Below are 25,620 nucleotides of genomic sequence, written 5' to 3'. Positions count from 1 at the left end.
CGGGGCCTGTTCGGACCGGGCCTGTTTCGGGCATCGGGTCCATTCGGCCGGGGGCCCGCCGGGGCCCGGGGTCGCGTGCCGCGAGGCGTACCGCCTGGTAGCGGGCGCGGGTAGGGTGCCGTCCCGGAGCACCGATCTCCTGGAGTGGGGAGCGCTGGGATGGGCGGAACGATACGTACGGGCGGCCGCGGCCGCCTCGGCAGCGTGCTGTCGGGGCTGGCCGTGGCCGTCGGCTGTGTGCTCTTCCTGGGCGCGTTCGCCTGGGGGGCGCTCGTCTACCGGCCCTACACGGTGCCCACCGACTCGATGAGCCCCACCGTCACGGCCGGCGACCGCGTCCTGGCCCACCGGATCGACGGCGCCGAGGTGCGGCGCGGCGATGTCGTCGTCTTCACGGACAGCACCTGGGGCGACCTCCCGATGATCAAGCGGGTGGTCGGGGTGGGCGGCGACACCGTCGCCTGCTGCGACCCCGGCGGCCGCCTCACCCTCGACGGCAAGCCCGTCGAAGAGCCGTACGTGCGCTCCCAGGGGTGGGGCGCGGACGAGGCGGCGTCCCCGTCGACGTTCTCCGCCACCGTGCCGGACGGCCACCTGTTCCTCCTCGGCGACCAGCGCGCCACGTCGCAGGACTCCCGGGTGCACCTCCAGGACCCAGGCCGCGGCTCGGTGCCCCGCAGCGCGGTCAGCGCGCGGCTGGACGCCGTCGTGTGGCCGTGGGACGGGGCGGCGGTCGTCGAGCGGCCGGAGGTCTTCGCGGGGCTCCCCGGCGGCGTGTCGCAGCCCGGTCCGGTACGGGAGCTGGGCTGGGCCGTGGTCGCCGGTGCCGCGCTGATCCTGGGCGGAGCGGCGTACGGGCCGCTGGCCCGGCTCGGGTCGCGGTCCCGTCCGGGGGCGGCGTCCCGATCGGTGCGGGGCCCGCGGTCCGGGCCGGGGGCTTCGGGCGGGGCGGCGCCGCGTGGCTGACCGGGCGGCGGGGCGGGGACCCGGGGTCCCGCCGGGGGAGCCGGAAGGGACCGGTGCCGGTGAGCCGGGGCTGCCGCCGGGGGAGGTGCGCCGGGTCGCCCGGGTCGTGCTGCTCGACCCCGATAACCGCGTCCTGCTCCTGCACGGCTTCGAGCCCGGCGACCCCTCGCGGACCTGGTGGTTCACCCCGGGCGGCGGCGTCGAGGGCGAGGAGACCCCGGAGCTGGCCGCGCTGCGCGAACTGGCGGAGGAGACCGGTCTCACCGGCGTCGAGCTCGGCCCCGTGGTGTGGCGGCGGCTCTGCTCCTTCCCGTTCGACGGGCGCCGCTGGAACCAGGACGAGTGGTACTACCTCGCCCGGACCCGGCACACGGCCGTCGCTCTCGGCGCGGACCTCACCGAGCTGGAGAAGCGCAGTGTCGCGGGGCTGAGGTGGTGGACGTCCGCCGAACTGTCGGCGGCCCGTGAGACGGTGTACCCGACACGACTCGCCGAGCTGCTGCGCACGCTGCTCGTCGACGGCCCGCCGACGGAGCCGGTCGTCCTGTCCCCGGAAATCGTCTGGGGGTCCGGATGACTGGCGCACAATGGGGGCACGCACGGCTGAAGGGGAACATGCCATGAGCGCCGAGGACCTCGAGAAGTACGAAACCGAGATGGAGCTGAAGCTCTACCGGGAGTACCGCGACGTCGTCGGGCTGTTCAAATACGTCATCGAGACGGAGCGACGCTTCTACCTCACGAACGACTACGAGATGCAGGTGCACTCCGTGCACGGCGAGGTCTTCTTCGAGGTGTCGATGGCGGACGCCTGGGTCTGGGACATGTACCGACCGGCCCGGTTCGTCAAGCAGGTCCGCGTCCTCACGTTCAAGGACGTGAACATCGAGGAGCTGAACAAGACGGACCTGGAGCTCCCGGGCAACTGATTCCACCCGTGTGGGTGACGAGCTTCTCCACAACGGGCCCGTTGTCCACCAAGATCCACAACTGAGCGCCCGAGGCGGCACAGTCGGTGCCGGAGGTGGTGCCGCGATGAACGCGACGGGGGCTCTGGGACGGTACGGGGAACGGCTGGCGGTACGCCGGCTGGGCGAGGCCGGCATGGCCGTGCTCGCCGTGAACTGGCGGTGCGGACGGGGCGGCGAGATCGACATCGTCGCCCGCGACGGCGACGCCGTCGTGCTGTGCGAGGTGAAGACGCGCAGGGCGGGCCGGTTCCAGCACCCGCTGGCGGCTCTCACGCCCGCCAAGGCGGAGCGGCTGCGCAGACTCGCCGGATGCTGGCTCGAACGGCACGGCGGACCACCCCCGGGCGGCGTCCGCATCGACCTGGTCGGGGTGGTGCTGCCCCGGCGCGGCGCCCCCGTGGTGGAGCACGTGCGGGGGGCGGCCTGATGGGGTTCGCACGCTCGTGCTCGGTGGCGCTGGTCGGCGTCGACGGGGTGGTGGTGGAGGTCCAGGCGGACCTGGAGCCCGGGGTCGCGGCGTTCACGCTCGTCGGCCTGCCGGACAAGAGCCTCTCCGAGAGCCGCGACCGGGTCCGCGCCGCCATCGTCAACTCCGGCGCCGAGTGGCCGCAGAAGAAGCTCACGGTCGGGCTCAGCCCCGCCTCGGTACCGAAAGCCGGTTCGAGCTTCGACCTCGCCGTCGCCAGCGCCGTGCTGGGCGCCGCCGAGCTGGTCGACCCGCGCGCCATCGCCGACCTCGTCCTCATCGGGGAACTCGGCCTCGACGGACGGGTCCGCCCGGTGCGCGGCGTCCTGCCCGCGGTGCTCGCGGCCGCCGAAGCCGGGTACGACCAGGTCGTCGTCCCCGAACAGAACGCCGGCGAGGCATCCCTGGTGCCCGGGGTGTCCGTCCTCGGCGTGCGCAGCCTGCGCCAGCTCCTCGCCGTCCTCACCGACGGCCCCGTGCCCGAGGAGGAGCCCACGGAGGCCGGCAGGCCCGATCCCATGCTGGCGGGCCTCGTCGTCCCCGGCGCCGGTCTCGGCACCGGTCTGGCGTCGGACCCCGGCGACAGCCCGGACCTGGCGGATGTCGCCGGGCAGCGCGCCGCCCGGCTGGCCCTGGAGGTCGCCGCCGCGGGCGGCCACCACCTGCTGCTCTCCGGCCCGCCCGGCGCGGGCAAGACCATGCTCGCCGAGCGGATGCCCGGCCTGCTGCCGCCGCTCACCCCGCCCGAGTCGCTGGAGGTGACCGCCGTCCACTCCGTCGCGGGCATCCTGCCCCCGGGCAAGCCCCTCGTCAGCAGGGCCCCCTACTGCGCCCCGCACCACTCGGCGACGATGCAGTCGCTCGTCGGCGGCGGCAACGGGGTGCCACGGCCCGGCGCCGTCTCCCTCGCCCACCGCGGAGTCCTCTTCCTCGACGAGGCGCCTGAGTTCTCCGGCCGAGCCCTGGACGCGCTGCGGCAGCCGCTGGAGTCCGGCCACGTGGTGATCGCCCGTGCGGCGGGCGTGGTCCGGCTGCCGGCGCGGTTCCTCATGGTCCTCGCCGCGAACCCCTGCCCCTGCGGACGGCACAGCGCGCACGGCGACAGCTGCGAGTGCCCCTCGTCGGTCATCCGCCGCTACCAGGCCCGCCTGTCCGGGCCCCTCCTGGACCGGGTCGACCTACGGGTCGAGGCGGAGCCGGTCAGCCGCGCCGACCTGCTGGCGGCGGACGGCGAGTCGACCGCCGCCGTCGCCGCCCGCGTGCACGCCGCACGGGCCCGTACCGCCGCCCGCCTGGCCGGCACCCCGTGGACCCGGAACGCCGACGTGCCCGGCCACGAACTGCGCACCCGGTGGCACCCCGCCCCCGGCGCGCTGGCCGCGGCGGAACGCGACATCGAGCACGGCCTGCTCACCGCCCGCGGCCTGGACCGGGTCCTGCGCGTCGCCTGGACCCTCGCCGACCTGGCGGGCCGCTCCCGCCCCGAGACGAACGACGTCAACCTCGCCCTGGAGCTGCGCACGGGCATCTCCCGAGGCGTCCCCGTGGGGGCGGCCCAGGGCCGCGGCTGTCGACGGTGAACGCGTTGCCCGCACGCCGCACGGGTCCCCGCAGATGGCGGCGGGCGGCCCTCCGGGGGCGACGGCGGGCGGTGTGCTCGGCGGGCCCGGGGGAGCGGGCGGGAGAGGGGCGCGGAGCGGGGTGGCGGCCCGAAGGACGTGCGGACGGCCGCACCCCGCAGGGCGAACGCGGGCGACCGTCGATCGGTGCGACCGGCGTGCGCGGGGTCGCCGATCGGTGCGGCGGCGGGCGTGAGCGGAGGGGCTGGCCGTGGAGCGCCGTGGCGGAGCGGCTGTGGACGGACGGACAGGTGGAACACATGTGCACGGGGGTGGGGAAGTGACGGTGGTGGACGACGAACGGCTCGCCCGAGCCGCGCTGTGCCGGGTGGTCGAGCCCGGAGACGAACACGGCGGCCGGTGGCTGCGGGAACTGGGCGCCGTGGAACTGCTGCGACGGCTGACCGCGGAGCCGTACCGGGCAGGGGCGCTCACCGGCGCCCGCGAGCGGCGGATCCAGGGCTACCTGGCCCGCGCGGCCCGAGTGCGACCGCACCAGGACCTGGACGACATCGGGCGCATCGGCGGGCGCTTCGTCGTACCCGGCGACCCGGAGTGGCCGAGCCAGCTCGACGACCTCGGCGACGCCAGGCCCGTGGGCCTGTGGCTGCGCGGAGGCCCCGACCTGCGCCGCTGGGCGCTGCGGTCCGTCGCCGTGGTCGGCGCCCGCGGCTGCACGCCGTACGGGGCGCACATGGCCGCCACCCTCGGCGCGGGCCTCGCCGAGCGGGGCTGGGTGGTCGTCTCCGGCGCCGCCTTCGGCATCGACGGCGCCGCGCACCGCGGCGCCCTCGGCGCGCAGGGCGCCACCGTCGCCGTCCTCGCCTGCGGCGTCGATGTCGCCTACCCGCGCGGCCACGCCGGGCTGATCGGCCGCATCGCCGAACAAGGGCTGCTGCTGGGCGAACTGCCACCTGGCGACCACCCCACCCCGGCGCGGTTCCTGCTGCGCAACCGCGTCATCGCCGCCCTCACGCGCGGCACCGTCGTCGTGGAGGCCGCCTACCGCAGCGGCGCGCTCGCCACCGCGCGCGACGCCCAGCGCCTCGGTCGCCACACCATGGGCGTGCCGGGCCCCGCCACCAGCGGCCTCTCCGGCGGCGTCCACGAACTGCTCCGCGGCGGCGCCGTCCTCGTCACCGACGCCGACGACATCGCCGAACTCGTCGGCGACATCGGCGAACTCGCTCCCGCCCGCCGCGGCCCCGTCGTCCCCCGCGACCTCCTCGACCCGGTCACCGCCCGCGTACTCGACGCCCTCCCCTCGCCCGGCCGGACCGCCAGTGCCACCGACCTGGCGGCGACCGCCGGGACGAGCGTTGACGACGTTCTCGGCAGGCTGTACGAACTCCACTCCCTCGGCCACGCCGAACGGCACGGTGACGCATGGCGGTTGACCGACCTCGCCCGACACCCCCCGAACACCCGGCGAGGCGGTCCTTGACCTGGAGCATTCGGGTGAAAAGGTGAGCCCGATGACCAGCTTCGTCCCACCGGAGACGGCGGAAGGGCCGGCGGGCGGTCAGCCGCCCCCGTTCGAAGATGCGGCCGAGGGTGCGTTCCCGCCTGCGGTCGAACCCCCCGCCTTCGCTCACCGCAACGGCCCAGTCACGCTACGCTCACCGCTACCACCTCCCCCGCACCCCCGCACACCACGGCAGAACGGCTCAAGGCGACGCATGCCCCAGCACACCTCCGGGTCCGACCGCGCTGCGGTGCCCCGCGCTGCCCGGAGCAGCGTGCGGCCGGCCGCTCCCTCGTCCCTGGACGAGCTGTGGCGGTCGTACAAGGACACCGGTGACGAGCGGCTGCGGGAACAGCTGATCCTGCACTACTCGCCCCTCGTGAAGTACGTCGCGGGCCGGGTCAGCGTCGGCCTGCCGTCCAACGTCGAGCAGGCCGACTTCGTCTCCTCCGGGGTCTTCGGACTGATCGACGCGATCGAGAAGTTCGACATCGACCGGTCGATCAAGTTCGAGACGTACGCGATCACCCGGATCCGCGGGGCCATGATCGACGAACTGCGCGCCCTGGACTGGATCCCCCGCTCGGTACGGCAGAAGGCCAGAGCCGTCGAGCGCGCCTACGCCACCCTGGAGGCCCAGCTGCGGCGCACCCCCTCCGAGGGGGAGGTCGCCGCCGAGATGGGCATCCCCGTCGAGGAACTGCACGGCGTCTTCAGCCAGCTGTCCCTCGCCAACGTGGTCGCCCTGGAGGAACTGCTCCACGTCGGAGGGGAGGGCGGCGACCGGCTCAGCCTCATGGACACCCTGGAGGACACCGCCGCCGACGACCCCGTCGAGGTCGCCGAGGGTCGTGAGCTGCGCCGGCTCCTCGCCCGCGCCATCAACACCCTCCCCGACCGGGAGAAGACCGTCGTCACGCTCTACTACTACGAGGGACTCACCCTCGCCGAGATCGGCAACGTCCTCGGCGTCACCGAGAGCCGCGTCAGCCAGATCCACACGAAGTCCGTGCTCCAGCTCCGGGCGAAGCTGGCGGATCTGGGACGTTGACCGCGGAGAGCCCCCCGACGTCGAACGGACGGCCGTAGAGTTGGAGCCGTGCCAAGGATTCGAGCGGCCTCGGTGGCCGAGCACCGGACGATGCAGCGCGCCGCCCTGCTGGACGCGGCGCGCTCCCTGCTGTCCGAGGGCGGTACGGAAGCGCTGACCTTCCCCGCCCTCGCCGAGCGCACCGGCCTGGCCCGGTCGTCGGTGTACGAGTACTTCCGCTCCCGCGCGGCCGTGGTCGAGGAGCTGTGCGCGGTCGACTTCCCCGTCTGGGCCGCCGAGGTCGAGGCGGCCATGGCCGCCGCCGGCACGCCGGAGGGAAGGGTCGAGGCATACGTACGCCGGCAGCTGGAGCTCGTCGGCGACCGCAGGCACCGCGCGGTCGTCGCCATCTCCGCCAGCGAACTCGACGACGGCGCCCGCGAGAAGATCCGCGCCGCGCACGGCGGGCTCGTCACGATGGTCGTGGACGCCCTGCGCGACCTCGGCCAGGCCGAGCCGAGGCTCGCCGCGATGCTCCTCCAGGGCGTCGTCGACGCCGCGGTCCGCCGGATCGAGCTGGGCGTGGCGGAGGAGCCGACCGCCATCGCCGACACAGCCGTCGCGGTAGCCCTACGCGGCGTCACCGGCACCTGACCCCCTCCCGCTCCCTCCCCCCCCGCCCCCCTCCCCCCGCTCTCCCGGCCTTCGTCATGGCCCCCAGGGTCCCACCTGCCTCCCGCGCCGCCGTGGCCCCGGCGTCGCTGCCTCCGGCGCCCCGACCCCGCGGGCGCCTTGGGGTTCGGATCCCTCGTGGGGCCCCGGCCTCCGGGCGTGCCGACTCCTGCCGGCCCCTGGCGCCCCGGCACCCCCGCCGCCTCGTCCACCGGCTCGTGCGGTGTGTCAGTCCAGCGGCAGCAGCCGGGACGGTGGACGGCGCAGGAGGTGGGGCGGCAGCAGGGAGAGCGGGTTCAGGTAGGCCGTCCCGCGTCGTAGGCCCCAGTGCAGGCAGACCCCCGCACAGTGCGATGGCGCGTCCGCCGCCGTCACCGCCACCACCTGGCCCGCGCGCACGTCGGCACCCCGGGCCACCACGGCGCGCACCGGCTCATACGTGAAGCGCACCGGCACCCCGCCCGGCGGCGCGGGCAGCGTCACCGACAGCACGCCCCGTCCCCCCACCGGCCCCGCGAACGCCACCCGCCCGCCCGCGGCCGCCCGCACCGGCGTGCCGGGCGGGGCCGCGAGGTCGACGCCCCGGTGCCCCGGCCCGTACGTCGACGCGGGCGGCTCCCAGCCCCGCAGCACCAGCGCCCGCGGCGGTCCCACCGGCCAGACGGCCTCCGCCACCGGCAGTGTGCCGACCCGGCTCCCGGCACGGCCGGCCCCCGACGGTCCCACCCGCCACGACCCGACCCGCCACGGCTCGACACCCGCCGGCCCGACATCCGCCGGGCCGGCGCCCACCGGCCCCGCACCACCCGGACCCGGCTCCAACGGCCTCCGGTCCGTCGCCGGCCCGCCCGGCCGGGCCTCGGTCGAGGAGCCACCCGGCCGCCCCGCGTCGTCCGCCGGAACGGGCCGACCCGCAGCCTCCCCTGGCACCGACCGCCCAGCCGCCCCAGCCACGTCCGCCGCCACGGGAACGTCCACCGGCACCGGCACCGGCCCCGAAACCGGCGGTGGCCCAGCCCCCACGCCCGCCCCAACCCCCACGCTCGCCCCCACCCCCACGCCCGCCTCCCGTACCCGCCCCACGAGGGCCGTCACGGGTCTCGGCGGCCCGAGGTGCGGCGCCGCCGGGGAGGCCCGGACGGGGACGGCGGACGGGTGCAGGGCCCGGGTCGGTGTCGGTCCGGGCGGCGGGGTCGGCGACGGGAGCGCGGCGAGCGGCGCGAGCAGGCCGAGCGCGGTGAGCAGCGCGACGGCAGCGAGCGGGCGCGCCGTCCTGGTGGCGGGGCGGTGGAGTGATGTCATGCCCGCACTCTCCTCCCGCACGGCCCCGCCGAGTGGATCATGGTGCGGGACTGTGGACGGCGAGGCCGGTTGTGGACAGCGCCGTCACCCGGTGCTGCCCAGGTCCCGTACACTTCTTCTGGCGACCCGGGCCACCGGGTCGACTTCGCACGCCCCGCCACCACCCTCACAAGTCGTGGCAGCGCCCATCGGTCCATTCGTGGAACGGCGCGTCGGGGCGTCAGGACACAACCGAGAACCAAGGAGATACGGCCATGGCCGTCGTCACGATGCGGGAGCTGCTGGAGAGCGGCGTCCACTTCGGTCACCAGACCCGTCGCTGGAACCCGAAGATGAAGCGCTTCATCTTCACCGAGCGCAACGGCATCTACATCATCGACCTGCTCCAGTCGCTGTCGTACATCGACCGCGCCTACGAGTTCGTCAAGGAGACCGTCGCGCACGGCGGCTCCATCATGTTCGTCGGCACCAAGAAGCAGGCGCAGGAGGCCATCGCCGAGCAGGCGACGCGCGTCGGCATGCCGTTCGTCAACCAGCGCTGGCTGGGTGGCATGCTCACCAACTTCTCGACCGTCTACAAGCGCCTCCAGCGCCTGAAGGAGCTCGAGGGCATCGACTTCGAGGACGTGGCCGCCTCCGGCCTCACCAAGAAGGAGCTGCTGGTCCTCTCCCGCGAGAAGGCCAAGCTGGAGAAGACCCTCGGCGGCATCCGCGACATGCAGAAGGTGCCCAGCGCCGTCTGGATCGTCGACACCAAGAAGGAGCACATCGCCGTCGGCGAGGCTCGCAAGCTCAACATCCCGGTCGTCGCGATCCTCGACACCAACTGCGACCCGGACGAGGTCGACTACAAGATCCCGGGCAACGACGACGCGATCCGCTCCGTCACCCTGCTCACCCGCGTGATCGCCGACGCCGTCGCCGAGGGCCTCATCGCCCGCTCCGGCGCCGCGACCGGCGACTCGAAGCCGGGCGACAAGGCCGCCGGCGAGCCGCTCGCCGAGTGGGAGCGCGACCTGCTCGCGGGCGAGAAGAAGGCGGACGACGAGGCCGCCGAGAAGCCCGCCGAGGCGCCGGCCGCCGAGGCCCCCGCCGCCGAGGAGGCCCCGGCTGCCGAGGCCGCCGCCGAGGAGGCCCCGGCCGCCGAGGCTCCGGCCGCCGAGGCCGAGCAGGCCTGAACCGCGGTCCAGACCTCCGGGTCCGGGCCGGGTTCTCCCGGCCCGGCCTGACCGGTCCGGTCGTCGACGGAGGGGGCCACGCGCCCCCTCCGTCCACCCCCAGATCTTGGTAGATCCTCCAGACTTCGAGAGAGATTCACGAATCATGGCGAACTACACCGCCGCCGACGTCAAGAAGCTCCGCGAGCTCACCGGCGCCGGCATGATGGACTGCAAGAAGGCGCTGGACGAGTCCGACGGCAACGTCGACAAGGCCGTCGAGGCCCTGCGCATCAAGGGCCAGAAGGGCGTCGCCAAGCGCGAGGGCCGCTCCGCCGAGAACGGCGCGGTCGTCTCCCTCATCGCCGACGACAACACCTCCGGCGTCATCGTCGAGCTGAAGTGCGAGACGGACTTCGTCGCCAAGGGCGACAAGTTCCAGTCGGTCGCCAACCAGCTCGCCCAGCACGTCGCCGCCACCCGCCCGGCCGACCTGGAGGCGCTGCTCGCCTCCGAGATCGAGGCCGGCAAGACCGTGCAGGCCTTCGTGGACGAGGCCAACGCCAACCTCGGCGAGAAGATCGTCCTCGACCGCTTCGCGCAGTTCTCCGGCGGCTACGTCACCGCGTACATGCACCGCACCATGCCCGACCTGCCCCCGCAGATCGGCGTCCTCGTCGAGCTCGACAAGGAGAACGCCGAGGTCGCGAAGGGCGTCGCGCAGCACATCGCCGCCTTCGCCCCGAAGTACCTCGCCAAGGACGACGTCCCGGCCGAGGTCGTCGAGGCCGAGCGCCGCGTCGCCGAGGAGACCACCCGCGCCGAGGGCAAGCCCGAGGCCGCGCTCCCGAAGATCGTCGAGGGTCGTCTCAACGGCTTCTTCAAGGACGCGACGCTGCTCGGCCAGCCGTACGCGCTCGACAACAAGAAGTCGGTCCAGCAGATCCTGGACGAGGCCGGTGTCACCCTGAAGCGCTTCTCGCGCATCAAGGTCGGCATCTGAGTCCGCACCCACGGACACCGGGCCCCGCTGGGGCCGTAGCAGTCGTCCGCGTCCGCGCCGGACGACCGCAGATCTGACGAGGAGGCCATTGCCGCACTGGGACACCAGCACCCCCGGCAATGGCCTTCTTCGTATGCGCACGAGGAGATCCCCAATGAATCAGGGCGCCGCACAGAGCGACGACACCACCGGTAAAAAGGCCGGCCGCTTCCTGCTGAAGCTGTCCGGCGAGGCGTTCGCCGGAGGCGGCGGCCTCGGCGTCGATCCCGACGTCGTCCACGCCATCGCCCGCGAGATCGCCGCGGTCGTCCGCGACGGCGCGCAGATCGCGATCGTCATCGGCGGAGGCAACTTCTTCCGCGGCGCCGAGCTCCAGCAGCGCGGCATGGACCGGGCCCGCTCCGACTACATGGGCATGCTCGGCACGGTCATGAACTGCCTCGCCCTCCAGGACTTCCTGGAGAAGGAGGGCATCCAGTCCCGCGTCCAGACCGCCATCACCATGGGCCAGGTCGCGGAGCCGTACATCCCGCTGCGCGCCGTGCGCCACCTGGAGAAGGGCCGCGTCGTCATCTTCGGCGCGGGCATGGGCATGCCGTACTTCTCCACCGACACCACCGCCGCCCAGCGCGCGCTGGAGATCGACGCCGAAGCCCTCCTCATGGGTAAGAACGGCGTCGACGGGGTCTACGACTCCGACCCCAAGGCCAACCCGGACGCGGTGAAGTTCGACGCGCTGGAGTACGGCGAGGTGATCTCCCGCGACCTCCGGGTCGCCGACGCCACCGCCATCACCCTCTGCCGCGACAACAAGCTGCCGATCCTCGTCTTCGAACTCCTCACGGCCGGCAACATCGCGCGCGCCGTGAAGGGTGAGAAGATCGGCACGCTCGTGAGCGACGAGGGCACCCGGCACTGACCCCCGGGTCGCCCCGCCCGGGGATGGACAAAGCCCTGCCGGTCGTACACCGTGCAGGGAAAGACGCGACGCAGGTTCCGCGGCCCTGGTGCACGCCGGGACAAACCAAGACACGCAGGAGCAAGTGGTGATCGAAGAGACCCTCCTCGAAGCCGAGGAGAAGATGGAGAAGGCCGTCCTTGTCGCCAAGGAGGACTTCGCCGCGATCCGCACCGGGCGTGCGCACCCGGCCATGTTCAACAAGATCGTGGCCGACTACTACGGTGCCCTCACGCCGATCAACCAGCTGGCCTCCTTCTCGGTGCCGGAGCCGCGCATGGCGGTCGTGACCCCGTTCGACAAGACCGCCCTGCGCAACATCGAGCAGGCGATCCGCGACTCCGACCTCGGCGTCAACCCGTCCAACGACGGCAACATCATCCGGGTGGTCTTCCCCGAGCTCACCGAGGAGCGCCGCCGCGAGTTCATCAAGGTCGCCAAGGGCAAGGGCGAGGACGCGAAGATCTCGATCCGCGCCGTCCGGCGCAAGGCCAAGGAGACCATCGACAAGTTCGTCAAGGACGGCGAGGTCGGCGAGGACGAGGGCCGCCGTGCGGAGAAGGAGCTCGACGACACCACCGCCAAGTACGTGGCGCAGGTCGACGAGCTGCTGAAGCACAAGGAAGCCGAGCTCCTCGAGGTCTGATGAACGACGCTTCCCGGGGGGCCCCGCCACGAGACGGGTACTGGGGCCCACCCGACCAGGGGCTCGCTCCGTTCGTCCCGGCGGGTCCCGTCCACGACGGGCCCGCCGCGCAGCAGACTCGGCCCATGCCCATCGTGCCCGACGTCCCCGCCGGCGGGGGCCAGGACGACCACGACCGGGGGGCCGCCCCGCTGGGCGGCGGTCCCCTGTTCCGCGACGAGATGCCGCAGGAGCCCATGCCCCCGGAACCGCCGGAGCCCGCCCCGCCGCGGGGGCGCGCGCAGAAGAAGCAGGAGCGGCAGAAGAAGCAGGCCGGACGCGACCTGCGGGCCGCCATAGGGGTCGGCGTGGGTCTCGGCGCGGTCATCATCGCGTCGCTCTTCGTCCAGAAGGCCGTCTTCGTCGGCGTCATAGCGGTCGCCGTCGTCGTCGGCCTGTGGGAGCTCACCTCCCGCCTCCAGGAGCGCAAGGGCATCAGGGCGCCCCTCGTCCCGCTCGCCGTCGGCGGCGCGGCGATGGTCGTCGCCGGCTACGTGCGCGGCGCCGAGGGCGCGTGGGTGGCGATGGCGCTCACCGCGCTCGCGGTGCTGGTGTGGCGGATGACGGAGCCCCCCGAGGGCTACCTCAAGGACGTCACCGCCGGGGTCTTCGCCGCGTTCTACGTGCCGTTCCTGGCGACGTTCGTGGCGCTGATGCTGGCCGCCGACGACGGGCCGCAGCGGGTGCTCACCTTCCTGCTGCTGACCATCGTCAGCGACACCGGCGCGTACGCCGTCGGCTGGCGGTTCGGCCGGACCAAGCTCGCCCCGCGCATCAGCCCCGGGAAGACCCGCGAGGGCCTGTTCGGCGCGGTCGCCTTCGCCATGGCCGCCGGCGCGCTGTGCATGGCGTTCCTCATCGAGGGCGGCACCTGGTGGCAGGGGCTCGTCCTGGGCCTGGCCGTCGCGGTCAGCGCGACCCTCGGGGACCTCGGCGAGTCCATGATCAAGCGGGACCTGGGGATCAAGGACATGGGCACGCTCCTCCCCGGCCACGGCGGGATCATGGACCGGCTCGACTCCCTGCTGCCGACGGCGCCCGTGGTGTGGCTGCTGCTCGTGCTGTTCGTGGGAGCAGGCTAGGAGCGCAGCAGAGCGGAACGGAGCGGAACAGAGCGGGACAGCAGTGGGCGAGAGAGCCCGAACACCCCCTCCGACCTGCGCTTCACGTCTTCGGAAGGCCCGTCGTCCACAGGGCGGCGGGCCTTCCGTCGCGCTTCTGCGACACTGGTAGGACCATGCCCAAGCCCGGAGAACTCACTTTCGTCGCGCCCCGCGGAGCCAAGAAGCCGCCGCGGCACCTCGCCGACCTCACACCCGCCGAGCGCAAGGAAGCCGTCGCCGCGATCGGCGAGAAGCCGTTCCGCGCCAAGCAGCTGTCCCAGCACTACTTCGCGCGGTACGCCCACGACCCCGCCCAGTGGACCGACATCCCCGCCGGCTCCCGGGAGAAGCTCGCCGGCGAGCTGCTGCCCGAGCTGATGAGCGTCGTCCGGCACATCTCGTGCGACGACGACACCACCCGCAAGACGCTCTGGCGGCTCCACGACGGGACGCTCGTCGAGTCGGTGCTGATGCGCTACCCGGACCGGGTGACGATGTGCATCTCCTCGCAGGCCGGCTGCGGCATGAACTGCCCGTTCTGCGCGACCGGCCAGGCGGGCCTCGACCGGAACCTGTCGACCGCCGAGATCGTGCACCAGATCGTCGACGGCATGCGCGCCCTGCGCGACGGGGAGGTCCCCGGCGGCCCCGCGCGGCTGTCGAACATCGTCTTCATGGGCATGGGCGAGCCCCTCGCCAACTACAACCGCGTCGTGGGCGCCATCCGCCGCCTCACCGACCCCGAGCCGGACGGCCTCGGACTGTCGCAGCGCGGCATCACCGTCTCCACCGTCGGCCTCGTCCCCGCGATGCTGCGCTTCGCCGACGAGGGCTTCAAGTGCCGCCTCGCCGTCTCCCTCCACGCCCCCGACGACGAGCTGCGCGACACGCTCGTCCCGGTCAACACGCGTTGGAAGGTCCGCGAGGTGCTCGACGCGGCCTGGGAGTACGCCGAGAAGTCCGGCCGCCGCGTCTCCATCGAGTACGCGCTGATCCGCGACATCAACGACCAGGCGTGGCGCGGCGACCTGCTGGGCCGACTGCTCAAGGGCAAGCGGGTGCACGTCAACCTCATCCCGCTCAACCCCACGCCCGGCTCCAAGTGGACCGCGTCCCGCCCCGAGGACGAGAAGGCGTTCGTCGAGGCCATCGCGGCGCACGGCGTCCCGGTCACCGTCCGGGACACGCGCGGCCAGGAGATCGACGGCGCCTGTGGACAGCTCGCGGCCGCCGAACGCTGACCTTGTACTCTGGGCTCGAACACATCTGCATATTCCGACAGGGGAGCGCCACAGCGCTGAGAGTGCGGTGACCGTCAGACCGCAGACCCTCTGAACCTCGCCCAGGTCATTCTGGGTAGGAAGTTCGGTCGTTACTCGAGCTGTTGCGCCCTGCCCACCGGACGGTTCCGGTGGGCAGGGCCGCGTCTTCTCCTGGACACCCCAGGAGGAATCTCAGTGAGCACCACCAGGAAGATCGCGGTCGGCACGCTCGCCGCCGCGCTGGGCGTCTCGACGCTCACCGCCTGCGGCGGGGACCCCGACCGGGCGGCAGACGACGGCGGTACGGCGTCCAAGACCGTGACGCTCGTCAGCCACGACTCCTTCAACGCCTCGCCGGCGGTCCTGAAGGAGTTCACCCGGCAGAGCGGCTACACCGTCAAGGTCCTCAAGAGCGGCGACGCCGGCGAGACCGTCAACAAGGCCGTCCTCACCAAGGGCGCCCCGCAGGGCGACGTCCTCTTCGGCGTCGACAACACCCTGCTCTCCCGCGCCCTCGACAACGGGATCTTCGAGCCGTACGAGGCGAAGGGCCTGGACCGGGTCCCCGAGGCCGTGCAGCTCGACAAGGGCGAGCACCGCGTCACCCCCGTCGACACCGGCGAGATCTGCGTCAACCACGACAAGAAGTACTTCGCGGAGAAGAAGCTCGCACCCCCGCAGACCTTCGACGACCTCGTGAAGCCCGCCTACCGGGACCTCCTCGTCGTCGAGAACCCCGAGCGGTCCTCGCCCGGCCTCGGCTTCCTGCTCGGCACGGCCGCCCGGTACGGCGACGAGGGCTGGCAGGGGTACTGGAAGAAGCTGAAGGACAACGGCGTCAAGGTCGTCGACAGCTGGGAGATCGCCTACAACCAGGAGTTCTCCGGCTCCGCCGGCGGCAGGAAGGCCAAGGGCGACCGGCCGCTCGTCGTGTCGTACGCCTCCAGCCCGCCCGTCGAGGTGCTGTACGCCGAGCCGCAGCCCGCCGAGGCGCCGACCGGCGTCGCCACCGGCACCTGCTTCCGGCAGACCGAGTTCGCCGGGCTGCTGACCGGCGCGCGGAACCCCGACGGCGGCAAGGCCCTCATCGACTTCCTCATCAGCAGGAAGTTCCAGGAGGACATGCCACTGCAGATGTTCGTGAACCCGGTGGTCGAGGACGCGAAGCTGCCCGAGCTGTTCACCAGGCACGGCGCCCGGGTCGACCGGCCGTACACCCTCGCCCCCGGGAAGATCGCCGAGAAGCGCGACCAGTGGATCCAGACGTGGTCCTCGCTCGTCCTGAAGTAGGCACCCGCGGGCGCCGAGCGCTGCGGGCCGGGCTCATGGTCCTGCCCGTGGCGTTCTTCGGCGTCTTCTTCGCCTACCCCGTCACCGCGATCGTCGGCCGCGGGCTGCGGACCGACGACGGCTGGCGGCTCGGGCGGCTCGGCGACGTGCTGGGCCGCCCCGACGTCCTGGACGTCCTGTGGTTCACCACCTGGCAGGCGCTCGCCTCGACCGCCCTCACCCTGCTGGTCGCGCTGCCCGGCGCGTACGTCCTCGCCCGTTTCGACTTCCCCGGCAAGGGGCTGCTGCGGGCGGTCGTCACCGTGCCGTTCGTCCTGCCGACGGTCGTCGTCGGGACCGCGTTCCTCGCCGTCCTCGGCCGGGACGGGCTCCTCGACGAGCTGTGGGGCGTACGGCTCGACACCACCGTGTGGGCGATCCTCCTCGCGCACGTCTTCTTCAACTACGCGGTCGTCGTCCGCACCGTCGGCGGACTGTGGGCGCAGCTCGACCCGCGCCAGGAGGAGGCCGCCCGGGTGCTCGGCGCCTCGCGGTTCGCGGCGTGGCGCCGGGTCACCCTGCCGGCGCTCGCGCCCGCCGTGGCCGCCGCCGCGCTGATGGTCTTCCTCTTCACGTACACCTCCTTCGGCATCGTCCAGATCCTCGGCGGGCCCGCGTACCGCACGCTGGAGGCGGAGATCTACCGGCAGACCGCGCAGCTGCTCGACCTGCCGACGGCGGCGGTGCTCACGCTGGTGCAGTTCGCCGCGGTCGGCGCGATCCTCGCCGTACACGCCCGCACGGTCCGGCGCCGCGAGTCCGCGCTGGGGCTGGTGGACGCGGGCGGCACCGCCCGGCGCCCGCGCGGCGCCGGTCAGTGGGCGCTGCTGGCCGCCGTCCTCCTGACGGTGGTGCTGCTGCTCCTGCTGCCGCTCGCCGTGCTCGTGGAACGGTCCTTCGACGGCGGGCTCGGCTACTACCGGGCGCTCGGCGACGCGGGCGCGGGCGGCGGGACGTTCCTCGTGCCGCCCGTCGAGGCCATCGGCAACTCCCTGGAGTACGCCCTCGTCGCGACGGCCGTCGCCCTGCTGATCGGCGGGCTCGCCGCCGCCGCGCTCACCCTGCCCGACTCCCGGTACCGCTCGACGAACGGGGCGGCCCCCACCGCCGGGCGGCTGGTGCGCGGCTTCGACGCGCTGCTGATGCTGCCGCTCGGGGTGTCCGCCGTGACCGTCGGCTTCGGCTTCCTCATCACGCTGGACGAACCGCCGCTCGACCTGCGCTCCTCGTGGATCCTCGTACCGCTCGCCCAGGCCCTGGTCGGCGTTCCCTTCGTCGTACGGACGGTGCTCCCCGTGCTGCGGGCGGTGGACGCGCGGCTGCGCGAGGCCGCGGCGGTGCTCGGCGCGTCGCCGTGGCGGGCCTGGCGCGAGGTGGACCTGCCGATGGTGGGGCGGGCCCTGCTGGTGGCGGCGGGGTTCGCGTTCGCCGTGTCCCTCGGCGAGTTCGGGGCGACCGTCTTCATCGCCCGCCCCGACGACCCCACCCTCCCGGTCGCCGTGGCCCGGCTCCTCGGCCGGCCCGGCGAACTCAACTACGGCCAGGCGATGGCCCTCTCGACGATCCTGATGGTGGTGTGCGCGGTGGCCCTGCTCCTGCTCGAACGTGTCCGCGTCGACCGGTCCGGGGAGCTGTGACGTGCTCGCCCTCCAGGACGTGACCGTCCGCTTCGGTCCGCGCGCCGCGGTCGACGCCGTGTCGCTGGACGTCGCCGACCACGAGATCGTCTGCGTGCTCGGCCCGAGCGGCAGCGGCAAGTCCACCCTGCTGCGCGTGGTGGCCGGACTCCAGCCCCTCGACGCGGGACGCGTCCTGCTCGACGGCGCCGACCAGTCGGGTGTGCCCGCGCACCGGCGCGGTGTGGGCCTGATGTTCCAGGACCACCAGCTCTTCCCGCAGCGCGACGTCGCCGGCAACGTCTCCTTCGGGCTGCGCGTGCGCGGGGTGCCGCGCGCCGAGCGGACCGCGCGGGTCGAGGAACTGCTGGACCTGGTGGGTCTGCCGGGCGCGGGGCGGCGGTCCGTCGCCGCCCTGTCCGGCGGTGAGCAGCAGCGCGTGGCCCTCGCCCGCGCCCTGGCGCCCCGACCGCGCCTGCTGATGCTGGACGAACCGCTCGGCCAGCTCGACCGGGGCCTGCGCGAACGGCTCGTCACCGAGCTGCGCCGCCTCTTCGGGCAGCTCGGCACGACCGTGCTCGCCGTCACCCACGACCAGGCCGAGGCGTTCGCCCTCGCCGACCGGGTCGTCGTCATGCACGAGGGGCGCATCGCCCAGGTGGGCAGCCCCCTGGAGGTGTGGCGGCGGCCGGCGTCGGAGTTCGTCGCGCGGTTCCTCGGCTTCGACAACGTGGTCGCCGCCACCGTCCGCGGCACCGCCGCCACCACCCCGTGGGGCCCGCTGCCCGTACCGGCCGGCACCCGGGAGGGCGCCGCCCGGCTGCTGGTGCGCCCCGCCGGCGTACGGCTCGGCGACCCGGCCGGCGGGCTGCGCTGCACGGTCGAGGGGCGTACGTTCCGGGGCCACCACGTCGCGGTGCGGCTGCGCCCCGCCGACGGGCAGGCCCCGCCCCTGGAGGCCGAGTGCGCCCTGCGCGACACCCCAGATGAGGGCGCGGCGGTCGGGGTGGCCTTCGACCCCGACGAGGTCGTCGTCCTGGGCTGACGCGGGCCCGCGCCGCAGCGGGGCCCCGCGGCCGCGCCGCCCCTCGGCGGGCGGCCCAGCGGGGCGGCCCGGTCGGGCGCGGCTGGGTCGGGTGCCTCAGCGGGCGGCGGACAGGCGGAGCAGGGCCTGCGGGGCCTCCTCCACCGTGTCGACCAGGGCGATGCGCGGCGCCATCGACCGGCCCTCCGCGAGGGCCCGCAGCAGCGGCCAGGCGGGCAGGTGCTCGGTCCAGTGGGTCCGGTTGACCAGCACCATCGGCGTCGGTTCGCCGCGTGACTCGTAGTAGTTCGGCGTGGCGTTGTCGAAGATCTCCTGGACGGTGCCGGCCGCGCCCGGCAGGTACACGACGCCGGCCGTGCAGCGCGCCAGCAGGCCGTCCTCCCGGGTGGCGTTGGCGAAGTACTTCGCGATGTGCCCGGCGAAGGCGTTGGGCGGCTCGTGGCCGTAGAACCACGTGGGGATGCCGATCGAGTCGCCGCCCCGGGGCCAGCGGGCCCGCACGTCGAACGCGGCGCGCGCCCAGGCGCCGACGGACGGCGCGTACGACGGCTCCTTGCCGAGCAGCAGCAGCGCCTCGTCCAGTACGGCGTCGGGGAGCGGCGCCGTGTACGCGCCGAGGTTGGCGGCCTCCATCGCGCCGGGACCGCCCCCGGTCGCCACGGTCAGCCCGGCCCGGGCGAGGCTCCGGCCGAGGCGGGCGGCGCCCTCGTACGCGTCGGTGCCGCGTGCCATGGCGTGGCCGCCCATCACCCCGACGACGGGCAGGCCCGCGAGCCGCTCGTCGAGCGCGTCGGAGATCGCGTCGTCGTGGACGGAGCGCAGCATCGACGCGAAGACGTCGCCGTCCCGCATGGTCCGCTGGAACCACGCGTACGTCCGCGCGTCCGGCGTCGCCGCGTAGCCGTGCTCCTCGTCCAGTCCGGCGAAGAGCTCGTCCGGGGTGTACAGCAGTCCCCGGTAGGGGTCGAACGGCACGCCCGGCACGGGCGGGAAGACGAGCGCCCCGTCGGCGCGGACCTTGGCCGCCGCCTCGGGCGCCATGGGGCAGCCGAGGAAGACGGCGGCGGTGGTGTCGGCCGCCAGCAGCGCCGCCGTACGGCCCCTCAAATCGAGGGCCTGTACACGCCATCCGAGGAGGCTGCCGTCCGCCGCGACCCGGTCGAACTCCTCCAGGGTCTCGATCTCGCGGTCGTGCCGGTGCCCGTGCCGGTGCGGGGGAGGGTGCGCCATGGCGCCAGGGTAGCCGGGCCGTGGGGCGGCACCCTGGTCAGGGCCGCAGGGGCAGGGCGGTCAGGACGGCCACGACCCAGGCGAGCGGGGCGAACACGGCCAGCAGGACCGCGGCGCGCAGCAGCGCCGCGCCGCGCAGCAGGCCCGCCGGGGCGCCGAGGCGGATCAGGGCGGCGGTCGTCCCGGCGCGGCTCTGGCGCGTCTCGACGGCGGCGGTGAGGAGCGTCGCCGTCGCGCAGGCCAGGACGAGCCCGGCGCCGAGGCCCGTGAGCGGCCCGAAGGGGCGGGAGCCGCCCTGGCCGGCCAGGGCGTACGCCGTGATCGCCGCGGAGACCGCCGCGCACAGCACGCCCAGCGGGCGGCCGATGCGGCGGGCCTCGTCCATCAGCGCCCGGCCCGACAGGAGCCGGGTGGCGCCCGGCCGGTACGCCTGGACGAGCCGCCCGCACAGGTGGACGATGCCCGGCCCGGCGACCGCGAGGCCCAGGGTGGTGAGGACCCAGCCGGCCACCACCGGGCCGGGGCTGCCCGGGAACCCGCCCGGCAGGGGGACCGCGCCGCCGTCGGCGCCGCGCGCCCCGTACACCTCGGCGGCCAGGCCGAGGGCGATCAGGGCGACCCCCCAGGGCAGGCCGGTCGGCGCCGGTGCCGGGTCGAACGGGTCGCGGGCCTCGACGGGCGCGGCCGCGCCGTCGCCCCGGGCGGCGCCGCGGCGCCCGCCGAAGCGGCCCGCGCGGGGCAGCAGGGCGAGGGTGGTCGCGGCGTACGCGGTGGCGGGGACGACGGCCAGCAGGGTGAGCGCGGCCGGCACCGGCAGGGGCCGTCCGGCGCCGAGGAGCCCGGCGGCGGCCCCGCCGAACGGCAGCCCCGACAGGCCGCCGCGCAGGTGGAGGAAGAGCAGGAGCCCCAGGGCGGAGCCGAGCGCGCAGACGGCGGCCGTGGACGCGGCGGCCAGCGCGGCGAGCCGGGCCGGGCCCAGACCGGCGGCGGACAGGCCGCGCCGGGGCCGGGTGCCGGGGTCGGTACGGGCGACGGCGACGGCCAGGTACACGGCCGCGGCCAGCGGCAGGGCGCTCCACGCCAGGCGCACCGCGGAGGCGGAGGACCGGTCAGGGTGCGCGAGGGCGTGGCCGAGGGCGCTCAGCAGCAGGAAGCCCACTCCGGCGGAGGCCGCGGTGACCAGCAGGCGGCGCAGGAGGAGGAAGGGGTGGGCGCCGCGGGCTAGACGGAGAGCGAGCACGCGTCGAGCCCCTCCGCGCCGTTGACGTGCAGGGAGTTGACGCGGCGCCCGTCGAGGAGGGCCACCGTGCGGTCGGCGAGCGCGGCGACGTCCGCGTCGTGCGTGGCGAGGACGACGGTGATGCGGTGGGAGCGGGCCGCGGCGGTCAGGGTCCGCAGCACCTGGGAGCGGTCGGCGCTGTACAGGGGCGCGGTGGGTTCGTCGGCGAAGAGGACCGCCGGGGCGGCGACGAGGGCGCGGGCGACGGCGACGCGCTGGCGCTGCGACTGGAGCAGGGCGTGCGGGCGGCTGGTCGCGCACGAGCCGATGTCGAGCCGTTCGAGCCATTCGAGGGCGGCGGACCGGGCCGCCCGGTGCGAGCAGCCGCGCAGGAGCAGCGGCAGCGCGGCGTTCTCCCAGGCGGTCAGCTCGGGCACGAGGCCCGGCTCGGGGTCGATCCAGCCGAAGCGGTCGCGGCGCAGCCGTTCGCGCTGGACCTCGCTCATGGTGTGCACGGGGAGGCTGTTGAACCAGACCTCGCCCTCCTCGGGGACCACGTGGCCGGCGAGGCAGCGCAGCAGGGTCGTCTTGCCGCAGCCGCGCGGGCCGTGCACGGCGAGGATCTCGCCCTCGCGGACGCCGAGGGAGACGCCGCTGAGTGCGGGGGAGCCGTGGTGCGTGTGGTGCAGGGAACGCGCCCACAGCACGTCGTTGTCGGGCGGGGCCACCATGTCCGTCACACCTCAGATCAGCTCGGAGCCGTTCCTGTCCCGTTCCTGTCCCCCCGAACCGGTCGGAACATAACACGCTGTTCACCCTGGTCGGACGGTGTGTCGCCGGAACGGCAAACGGCCGCGGCCCGGATGCACCCGCGTGGGTGAACCCGGGCCGCGGCCCGTCGGCGGACGACGGTGAGCCGAGGTGAGGGAAGGTTTCGGCTCGGACCGGTCAGAGCTTGGTCCAGGCCTCGGTGAGGGTGGCCCGGAGGATCTGCTCGATCTCGTCGAACGTCGACTGGTCGGAGACCAGCGGCGGGGCGAGCTGGACGACCGGGTCGCCGCGGTCGTCGGCGCGGCAGTACAGGCCGTTGTCGTAGAGCGCCTTGGAGAGGAAGCCGTACAGGACGCGCTCGGTCTCGGCCTCGTCGAACGACTCCTTGGTGTTCTTGTCCTTGACCAGCTCGATGCCGTAGAAGAAGCCGTTGCCGCGCACGTCGCCGACGATGGGCAGGTCGTGGAGCTTCTCCAGGGTCGAGCGGAAGGCGCCCTCGTTGTCCAGGACGTGCTGGTTGAGGTTCTCGCGCTCGAAGATGTCGAGGTTGGCGAGGCCGACCGCCGCGGAGACCGGGTGGCCGCCGAAGGTGTAGCCGTGCAGGAAGGTGTTGTCGCCCTTGTAGAACGGCTCGGCCAGGCGGTCGGAGATGACGCACGCGCCGATCGGGGAGTACCCCGAGGTCATGCCCTTGGCGCAGGTGATCATGTCGGGCACGTAGCCGAACTTGTCGCAGGCGAACATCGTGCCGAGACGGCCGAAGGCGCAGATGACCTCGTCGGAGACGAGCAGCACGTCGTACTGGTCGCAGATCTCGCGGACCCGCTGGAAGTACCCGGGCGGCGGCGGGAAGCAGCCGCCGGCGTTCTGCACCGGCTCCAGGAAGACGGCGGCGACGGTGTCCGGGCCCTCGAAGAGGATCTGCTGCTCGATCTGGTCGGCGGCCCAGCGGCCGAAGGCCTCGGGGTCGTCGCCGTGGATCGGGGCGCGGTAGATGTTGGTGTTCGGCACCTTGTGCGCGCCCGGGACGAGCGGCTCGAAGGGCGCCTTGAGGGCGGGCAGGCCGGTGATGGACAGGGCGCCCTGCGGGGTGCCGTGGTAGGCGACGGCCCGGGAGATCACCTTGTGCTTGGTCGGCTTGCCGACGAGCTTGAAGTACTGCTTCGCCAGCTTCCAGGCGGTCTCGACCGCCTCGCCGCCGCCGGTGGTGAAGAAGACCTTGTTCAGGTCGCCGGGGGCGTGGTGGGCGATCCGCTCGGCCAGCTCGACGGCCTTCGGGTGGGCGTAGGACCACACGGGGAAGAACGCGAGCTCCTGCGCCTGCTTGTACGCCGTCTCGGCCAGCTCGGTGCGGCCGTGGCCGGCCTGCACCACGAAGAGGCCGGCGAGGCCGTCGAGGTAGCGCTTGCCCTTGTCGTCGTAGATGTAGGTGCCCTCGCCGCGGACGATGGTCGGGACGGGGCTGTTCTCGTACGACGACATGCGGGTGAAGTGCATCCACAGGTGGTCGTACGCGGTCTTGGAGAGATCGCGGGAGTTGCTCACGGCTATCGGGTTCCCCACATGTAGGTCTGCTTCTTGAGCTTGAGGTAGACGAAGCTCTCGGTGGAGCGCACGCCGGGAAGGGTGCGGATGCGCTTGTTGATCACATCCAGCAGGTGGTCGTCGTCCTCGCAGACGATCTCCACCATGAGGTCGAAGGAGCCCGCGGTCATCACCACGTACTCGCACTCGGCCATGGCCGTCACCGCGTCCGCCACCTGCTCCACGTCGCCCTCGACGTTGATGCCGACCATCGCCTGCCGCCGGAAGCCCACGGTGAGCGGGTCGGTGACGGCGACGATCTGCATGACGCCCTGGTCGAGGAGCTTCTGGACGCGCTGGCGCACCGCCGCCTCCGACAGGCCCACGGCCTTGCCGATCGCGGCGTAGGGACGGCGTCCGTCCTCCTGGAGCTGTTCGATGATCGCCAGGGACACGGCGTCGATCGCGGGGGACGATCCACTGCCGGTCCTGGACTCTGCGCTTCGGCTGGCCACGACTTCACTGTGCACCGAGACTCGTCGCTCACGCAACCCCGAACCGATGTAATTCGTTGTCGCGGAGGTTTGATCTCACTGAATCCGAAGTTCTGGAGCGTCGGGGCTGTCGAAAGCGTGGACCCAGCGACTAGGCTTGGGTGTCTCACCCACCGGACAGGCCCCCGCGGGGGCGGCGGGTGACCACGAACACCGAAACCGACAGGAGGGGTGGCCACGTGACCACCGAACTGCGTCGTCTGCGCAACTACATCAACGGCGAGTTCCGGGATGCCGCCGACGGCCGGACCATCGACGTCGTCAACCCCGCCACCGGTGAGGTCTACGCCACCTCCCCGCTCTCCGGCGCGGCCGACGTCGACGCCGCCATGGAGGCCGCGGCCGCCGCGTTCCCCGCCTGGCGGGACACCACCCCCGCCGAGCGCCAGAAGGCCCTGCTGCGGATCGCGGACGCCTTCGAGGAGCGCGCCGAGGACCTCATCGCCGCGGAGTGCGAGAACACGGGCAAGCCCGTGGGCCTCACCCGCAGCGAGGAGCTGCCCCCGATGGTCGACCAGATCCGCTTCTTCGCCGGCGCCGCCCGTCTGCTGGAGGGCCGCTCCGCGGGCGAGTACATGGAGGGCATGACCTCCATCGTGCGCCGCGAGCCGGTCGGCGTCTGCGCCCAGGTCGCCCCCTGGAACTACCCGATGATGATGGCCGTCTGGAAGTTCGCCCCGGCCCTCGCCGCGGGCAACACCGTCGTGCTGAAGCCCTCGGACACCACGCCCGCCTCGACGGTCCTCATCGCCGAGATCATCGGGCAGATCCTCCCCAAGGGCGTCTTCAACGTCGTCTGCGGCGACCGCGACAGCGGCCGCCTCATGGTCGAGCACCCGACCCCCGCCATGGCCTCCATCACCGGCTCCGTGCGCGCCGGCATGCAGGTCGCCGAGTCGGCGGCCAAGGACGTCAAGCGCGTCCACCTGGAGCTGGGCGGCAAGGCCCCGGTCGTCGTCTTCGAGGACACCGACATCGCCAAGGCCGTCGAGGACATCTCCGTCGCCGGCTTCTTCAACGCCGGCCAGGACTGCACGGCCGCCACCCGCGTCCTGGTCCACGAGTCCATCCACGACGAGTTCGTCGCCGCCCTCGCCAAGGCCGCCGCCGACACCAGGACCGGCGCCCCGGACGACGAGGACGTGCTGTACGGCCCGCTCAACAACGCCAACCAGCTGAAGCAGGTCAGCGGCTTCATCGACCGCCTCCCCGCCCACGCCAAGGTCGAGGCCGGCGGCCACCGCGTCGGCGACAAGGGCTACTACTACGCCCCGACCGTCGTCTCCGGCCTCCGCCAGGACGACGAGATCATCCAGAACGAGGTCTTCGGCCCCGTCATCACCGTCCAGCCCTTCCGCGACGAGGAGCAGGCGCTGGAGTACGCCAACGGCGTCGAGTTCGCCCTCGCCTCCTCCGTGTGGACCAAGGACCACGCGCGCGCGATGCGCATGTCCAAGGCCCTCGACTTCGGCTGCGTGTGGATCAACACCCACATCCCGCTCGTCGCCGAGATGCCGCACGGCGGCTTCAAGAAGTCCGGCTACGGCAAGGACCTGTCGGCGTACGGCTTCGAGGACTACACGCGCATCAAGCACGTGATGACCTCGCTGGGCTGACCCCCGGGCCCCCGCGCCCCCTGCGTCACCGCGTCACCGCGTCTTCGCGCCGGAGGG

24 protein-coding genes and 1 riboswitch are annotated in these 25,620 nt (G+C 73.5%); of the genes, 18 read left to right on the top strand and 6 right to left on the bottom strand.

Annotated elements, in window-relative coordinates; translation table 11 throughout:
- The first annotated feature begins 159 nt into the window (after nt 1-159).
- The 8 genes from lepB (at nt 160) to LPA54_RS12495 (ending at nt 7,171) form a co-directional block, all read left to right on the top strand.
- The gene (gene lepB, locus LPA54_RS12530) at nt 160-966 is read left to right on the top strand and encodes a signal peptidase I (RefSeq protein ID WP_228976824.1); all 807 of its coding nucleotides are present in this window, start codon (nt 160-162) and stop codon (nt 964-966) included.
- Nucleotides 967-1,051: 85 nt separating this feature from the next.
- The gene (locus LPA54_RS12525; protein ID WP_308112838.1) at nt 1,052-1,543 is read left to right on the top strand and encodes an NUDIX hydrolase; all 492 of its coding nucleotides are present in this window, start codon (nt 1,052-1,054) and stop codon (nt 1,541-1,543) included.
- Nucleotides 1,544-1,586: 43 nt separating this feature from the next.
- Nucleotides 1,587-1,895 carry a DUF2469 domain-containing protein gene (locus LPA54_RS12520; RefSeq protein WP_058945263.1) on the top strand — a complete coding sequence of 103 codons (309 nt, stop codon included), beginning with the start codon at nt 1,587-1,589 and terminating at the stop codon, nt 1,893-1,895.
- Between the two features lie 106 nt (nt 1,896-2,001).
- Nucleotides 2,002-2,364: a YraN family protein gene (locus LPA54_RS12515; protein WP_228976822.1), complete on the top strand. Its 363-nt coding sequence runs from the start codon at nt 2,002-2,004 to the stop codon at nt 2,362-2,364.
- On the top strand, nt 2,364-3,983 hold the full coding sequence (locus LPA54_RS12510) for a YifB family Mg chelatase-like AAA ATPase (RefSeq protein ID WP_228976821.1): 1,620 nt from the start codon (nt 2,364-2,366) through the stop codon (nt 3,981-3,983). The genes LPA54_RS12515 and LPA54_RS12510 overlap by 1 nt, the downstream gene beginning before the upstream one ends.
- Before the next feature lie 325 nt (nt 3,984-4,308).
- A complete protein-coding gene (gene dprA / locus LPA54_RS12505) occupies nt 4,309-5,466 on the top strand; it encodes a DNA-processing protein DprA (protein WP_228976997.1) in 1,158 nt (385 codons plus the stop codon).
- A gap of 235 nt (nt 5,467-5,701) precedes the next feature.
- Complete coding sequence (gene whiG / locus LPA54_RS12500) at nt 5,702-6,538, top strand: RNA polymerase sigma factor WhiG (RefSeq protein ID WP_228976819.1); 837 nt, start codon at nt 5,702-5,704, stop codon at nt 6,536-6,538.
- 72 nt (nt 6,539-6,610) lie between these two features.
- The gene (locus LPA54_RS12495) at nt 6,611-7,171 is read left to right on the top strand and encodes a TetR/AcrR family transcriptional regulator (protein WP_228976995.1); all 561 of its coding nucleotides are present in this window, start codon (nt 6,611-6,613) and stop codon (nt 7,169-7,171) included.
- Nucleotides 7,172-7,417: 246 nt separating this feature from the next.
- Here the strand turns inward: LPA54_RS12495 and LPA54_RS12490 are convergent, their stop codons facing one another.
- Nucleotides 7,418-8,011: a M23 family metallopeptidase gene (locus LPA54_RS12490; protein WP_228976818.1), complete on the bottom strand. Its 594-nt coding sequence runs from the start codon at nt 8,009-8,011 to the stop codon at nt 7,418-7,420.
- Nucleotides 8,012-8,745: 734 nt separating this feature from the next.
- Between LPA54_RS12490 and rpsB the strand changes: the two genes are divergently transcribed.
- From rpsB to LPA54_RS12445, 9 genes are all read left to right on the top strand, one after another.
- On the top strand, nt 8,746-9,669 hold the full coding sequence (gene rpsB / locus LPA54_RS12485) for a 30S ribosomal protein S2 (RefSeq protein WP_228976816.1): 924 nt from the start codon (nt 8,746-8,748) through the stop codon (nt 9,667-9,669).
- A gap of 145 nt (nt 9,670-9,814) precedes the next feature.
- Nucleotides 9,815-10,651, top strand: a complete 837-nt coding sequence (gene tsf / locus LPA54_RS12480) for a translation elongation factor Ts (RefSeq protein WP_228976815.1) — start codon at nt 9,815-9,817, stop codon at nt 10,649-10,651.
- Nucleotides 10,652-10,805: 154 nt separating this feature from the next.
- Nucleotides 10,806-11,570 carry a UMP kinase gene (gene pyrH, locus LPA54_RS12475; protein WP_058943999.1) on the top strand — a complete coding sequence of 255 codons (765 nt, stop codon included), beginning with the start codon at nt 10,806-10,808 and terminating at the stop codon, nt 11,568-11,570.
- Nucleotides 11,571-11,697: 127 nt separating this feature from the next.
- Nucleotides 11,698-12,255, top strand: a complete 558-nt coding sequence (gene frr, locus LPA54_RS12470; RefSeq protein ID WP_058943998.1) for a ribosome recycling factor — start codon at nt 11,698-11,700, stop codon at nt 12,253-12,255.
- Entirely contained in the window at nt 12,255-13,376 is a 1,122-nt protein-coding gene (locus LPA54_RS12465; protein ID WP_228976814.1) for a phosphatidate cytidylyltransferase, read from the top strand. Before frr ends, LPA54_RS12465 begins: the two co-directional genes overlap by 1 nt.
- Nucleotides 13,377-13,531: 155 nt before the next feature.
- The gene (rlmN, locus tag LPA54_RS12460; protein ID WP_228976812.1) at nt 13,532-14,638 is read left to right on the top strand and encodes a 23S rRNA (adenine(2503)-C(2))-methyltransferase RlmN; all 1,107 of its coding nucleotides are present in this window, start codon (nt 13,532-13,534) and stop codon (nt 14,636-14,638) included.
- Between the two features lie 29 nt (nt 14,639-14,667).
- Nucleotides 14,668-14,778: riboswitch (TPP riboswitch) on the top strand.
- 76 nt (nt 14,779-14,854) lie between these two features.
- Entirely contained in the window at nt 14,855-15,949 is a 1,095-nt protein-coding gene (locus LPA54_RS12455) for a thiamine ABC transporter substrate binding subunit (RefSeq protein WP_228976811.1), read from the top strand.
- 35 nt (nt 15,950-15,984) lie between these two features.
- Nucleotides 15,985-17,625: an iron ABC transporter permease gene (locus tag LPA54_RS12450; RefSeq protein WP_228976993.1), complete on the top strand. Its 1,641-nt coding sequence runs from the start codon at nt 15,985-15,987 to the stop codon at nt 17,623-17,625.
- A 1-nt stretch (nt 17,626) separates the two neighbouring features.
- Entirely contained in the window at nt 17,627-18,649 is a 1,023-nt protein-coding gene (locus tag LPA54_RS12445; RefSeq protein WP_228976809.1) for an ABC transporter ATP-binding protein, read from the top strand.
- A gap of 96 nt (nt 18,650-18,745) precedes the next feature.
- On the opposite strand, the gene LPA54_RS12440 is transcribed toward LPA54_RS12445, so the two are convergent.
- The 5 genes from LPA54_RS12440 to LPA54_RS12420 form a co-directional block, all read right to left on the bottom strand.
- Nucleotides 18,746-19,879, bottom strand: a complete 1,134-nt coding sequence (locus LPA54_RS12440) for an LOG family protein (protein WP_228976806.1) — start codon at nt 19,877-19,879, stop codon at nt 18,746-18,748.
- Nucleotides 19,880-19,916: 37 nt separating this feature from the next.
- Entirely contained in the window at nt 19,917-21,119 is a 1,203-nt protein-coding gene (locus LPA54_RS12435; protein ID WP_228976804.1) for a hypothetical protein, read from the bottom strand.
- A complete protein-coding gene (locus LPA54_RS12430; RefSeq protein ID WP_228976802.1) occupies nt 21,101-21,829 on the bottom strand; it encodes an ABC transporter ATP-binding protein in 729 nt (242 codons plus the stop codon). The genes LPA54_RS12435 and LPA54_RS12430 overlap by 19 nt, the downstream gene beginning before the upstream one ends.
- 217 nt (nt 21,830-22,046) lie before the next feature.
- Entirely contained in the window at nt 22,047-23,432 is a 1,386-nt protein-coding gene (locus LPA54_RS12425) for an aspartate aminotransferase family protein (protein ID WP_228976800.1), read from the bottom strand.
- Nucleotides 23,417-23,923, bottom strand: coding sequence for an Lrp/AsnC family transcriptional regulator (locus LPA54_RS12420; protein ID WP_228976797.1), 507 nt, complete (start codon nt 23,921-23,923; stop codon nt 23,417-23,419). The genes LPA54_RS12425 and LPA54_RS12420 overlap by 16 nt, the downstream gene beginning before the upstream one ends.
- A gap of 203 nt (nt 23,924-24,126) precedes the next feature.
- Here LPA54_RS12420 and LPA54_RS12415 point away from each other — a divergent pair, with 203 nt between their 5' ends.
- The gene (locus LPA54_RS12415) at nt 24,127-25,563 is read left to right on the top strand and encodes a gamma-aminobutyraldehyde dehydrogenase (RefSeq protein ID WP_228976795.1); all 1,437 of its coding nucleotides are present in this window, start codon (nt 24,127-24,129) and stop codon (nt 25,561-25,563) included.
- Nucleotides 25,564-25,620 lie beyond the last annotated feature (57 nt).

This window comes from Streptomyces sp. DH12 (assembly GCF_020873895.1).
In the GTDB taxonomy this organism is placed as follows: Bacteria; Actinomycetota; Actinomycetes; order Streptomycetales; family Streptomycetaceae; genus Streptomyces.
The sequence above is the reverse complement of the archived record's forward strand: the minus strand, read 5'-3'. Positions and strand labels throughout refer to the sequence as shown.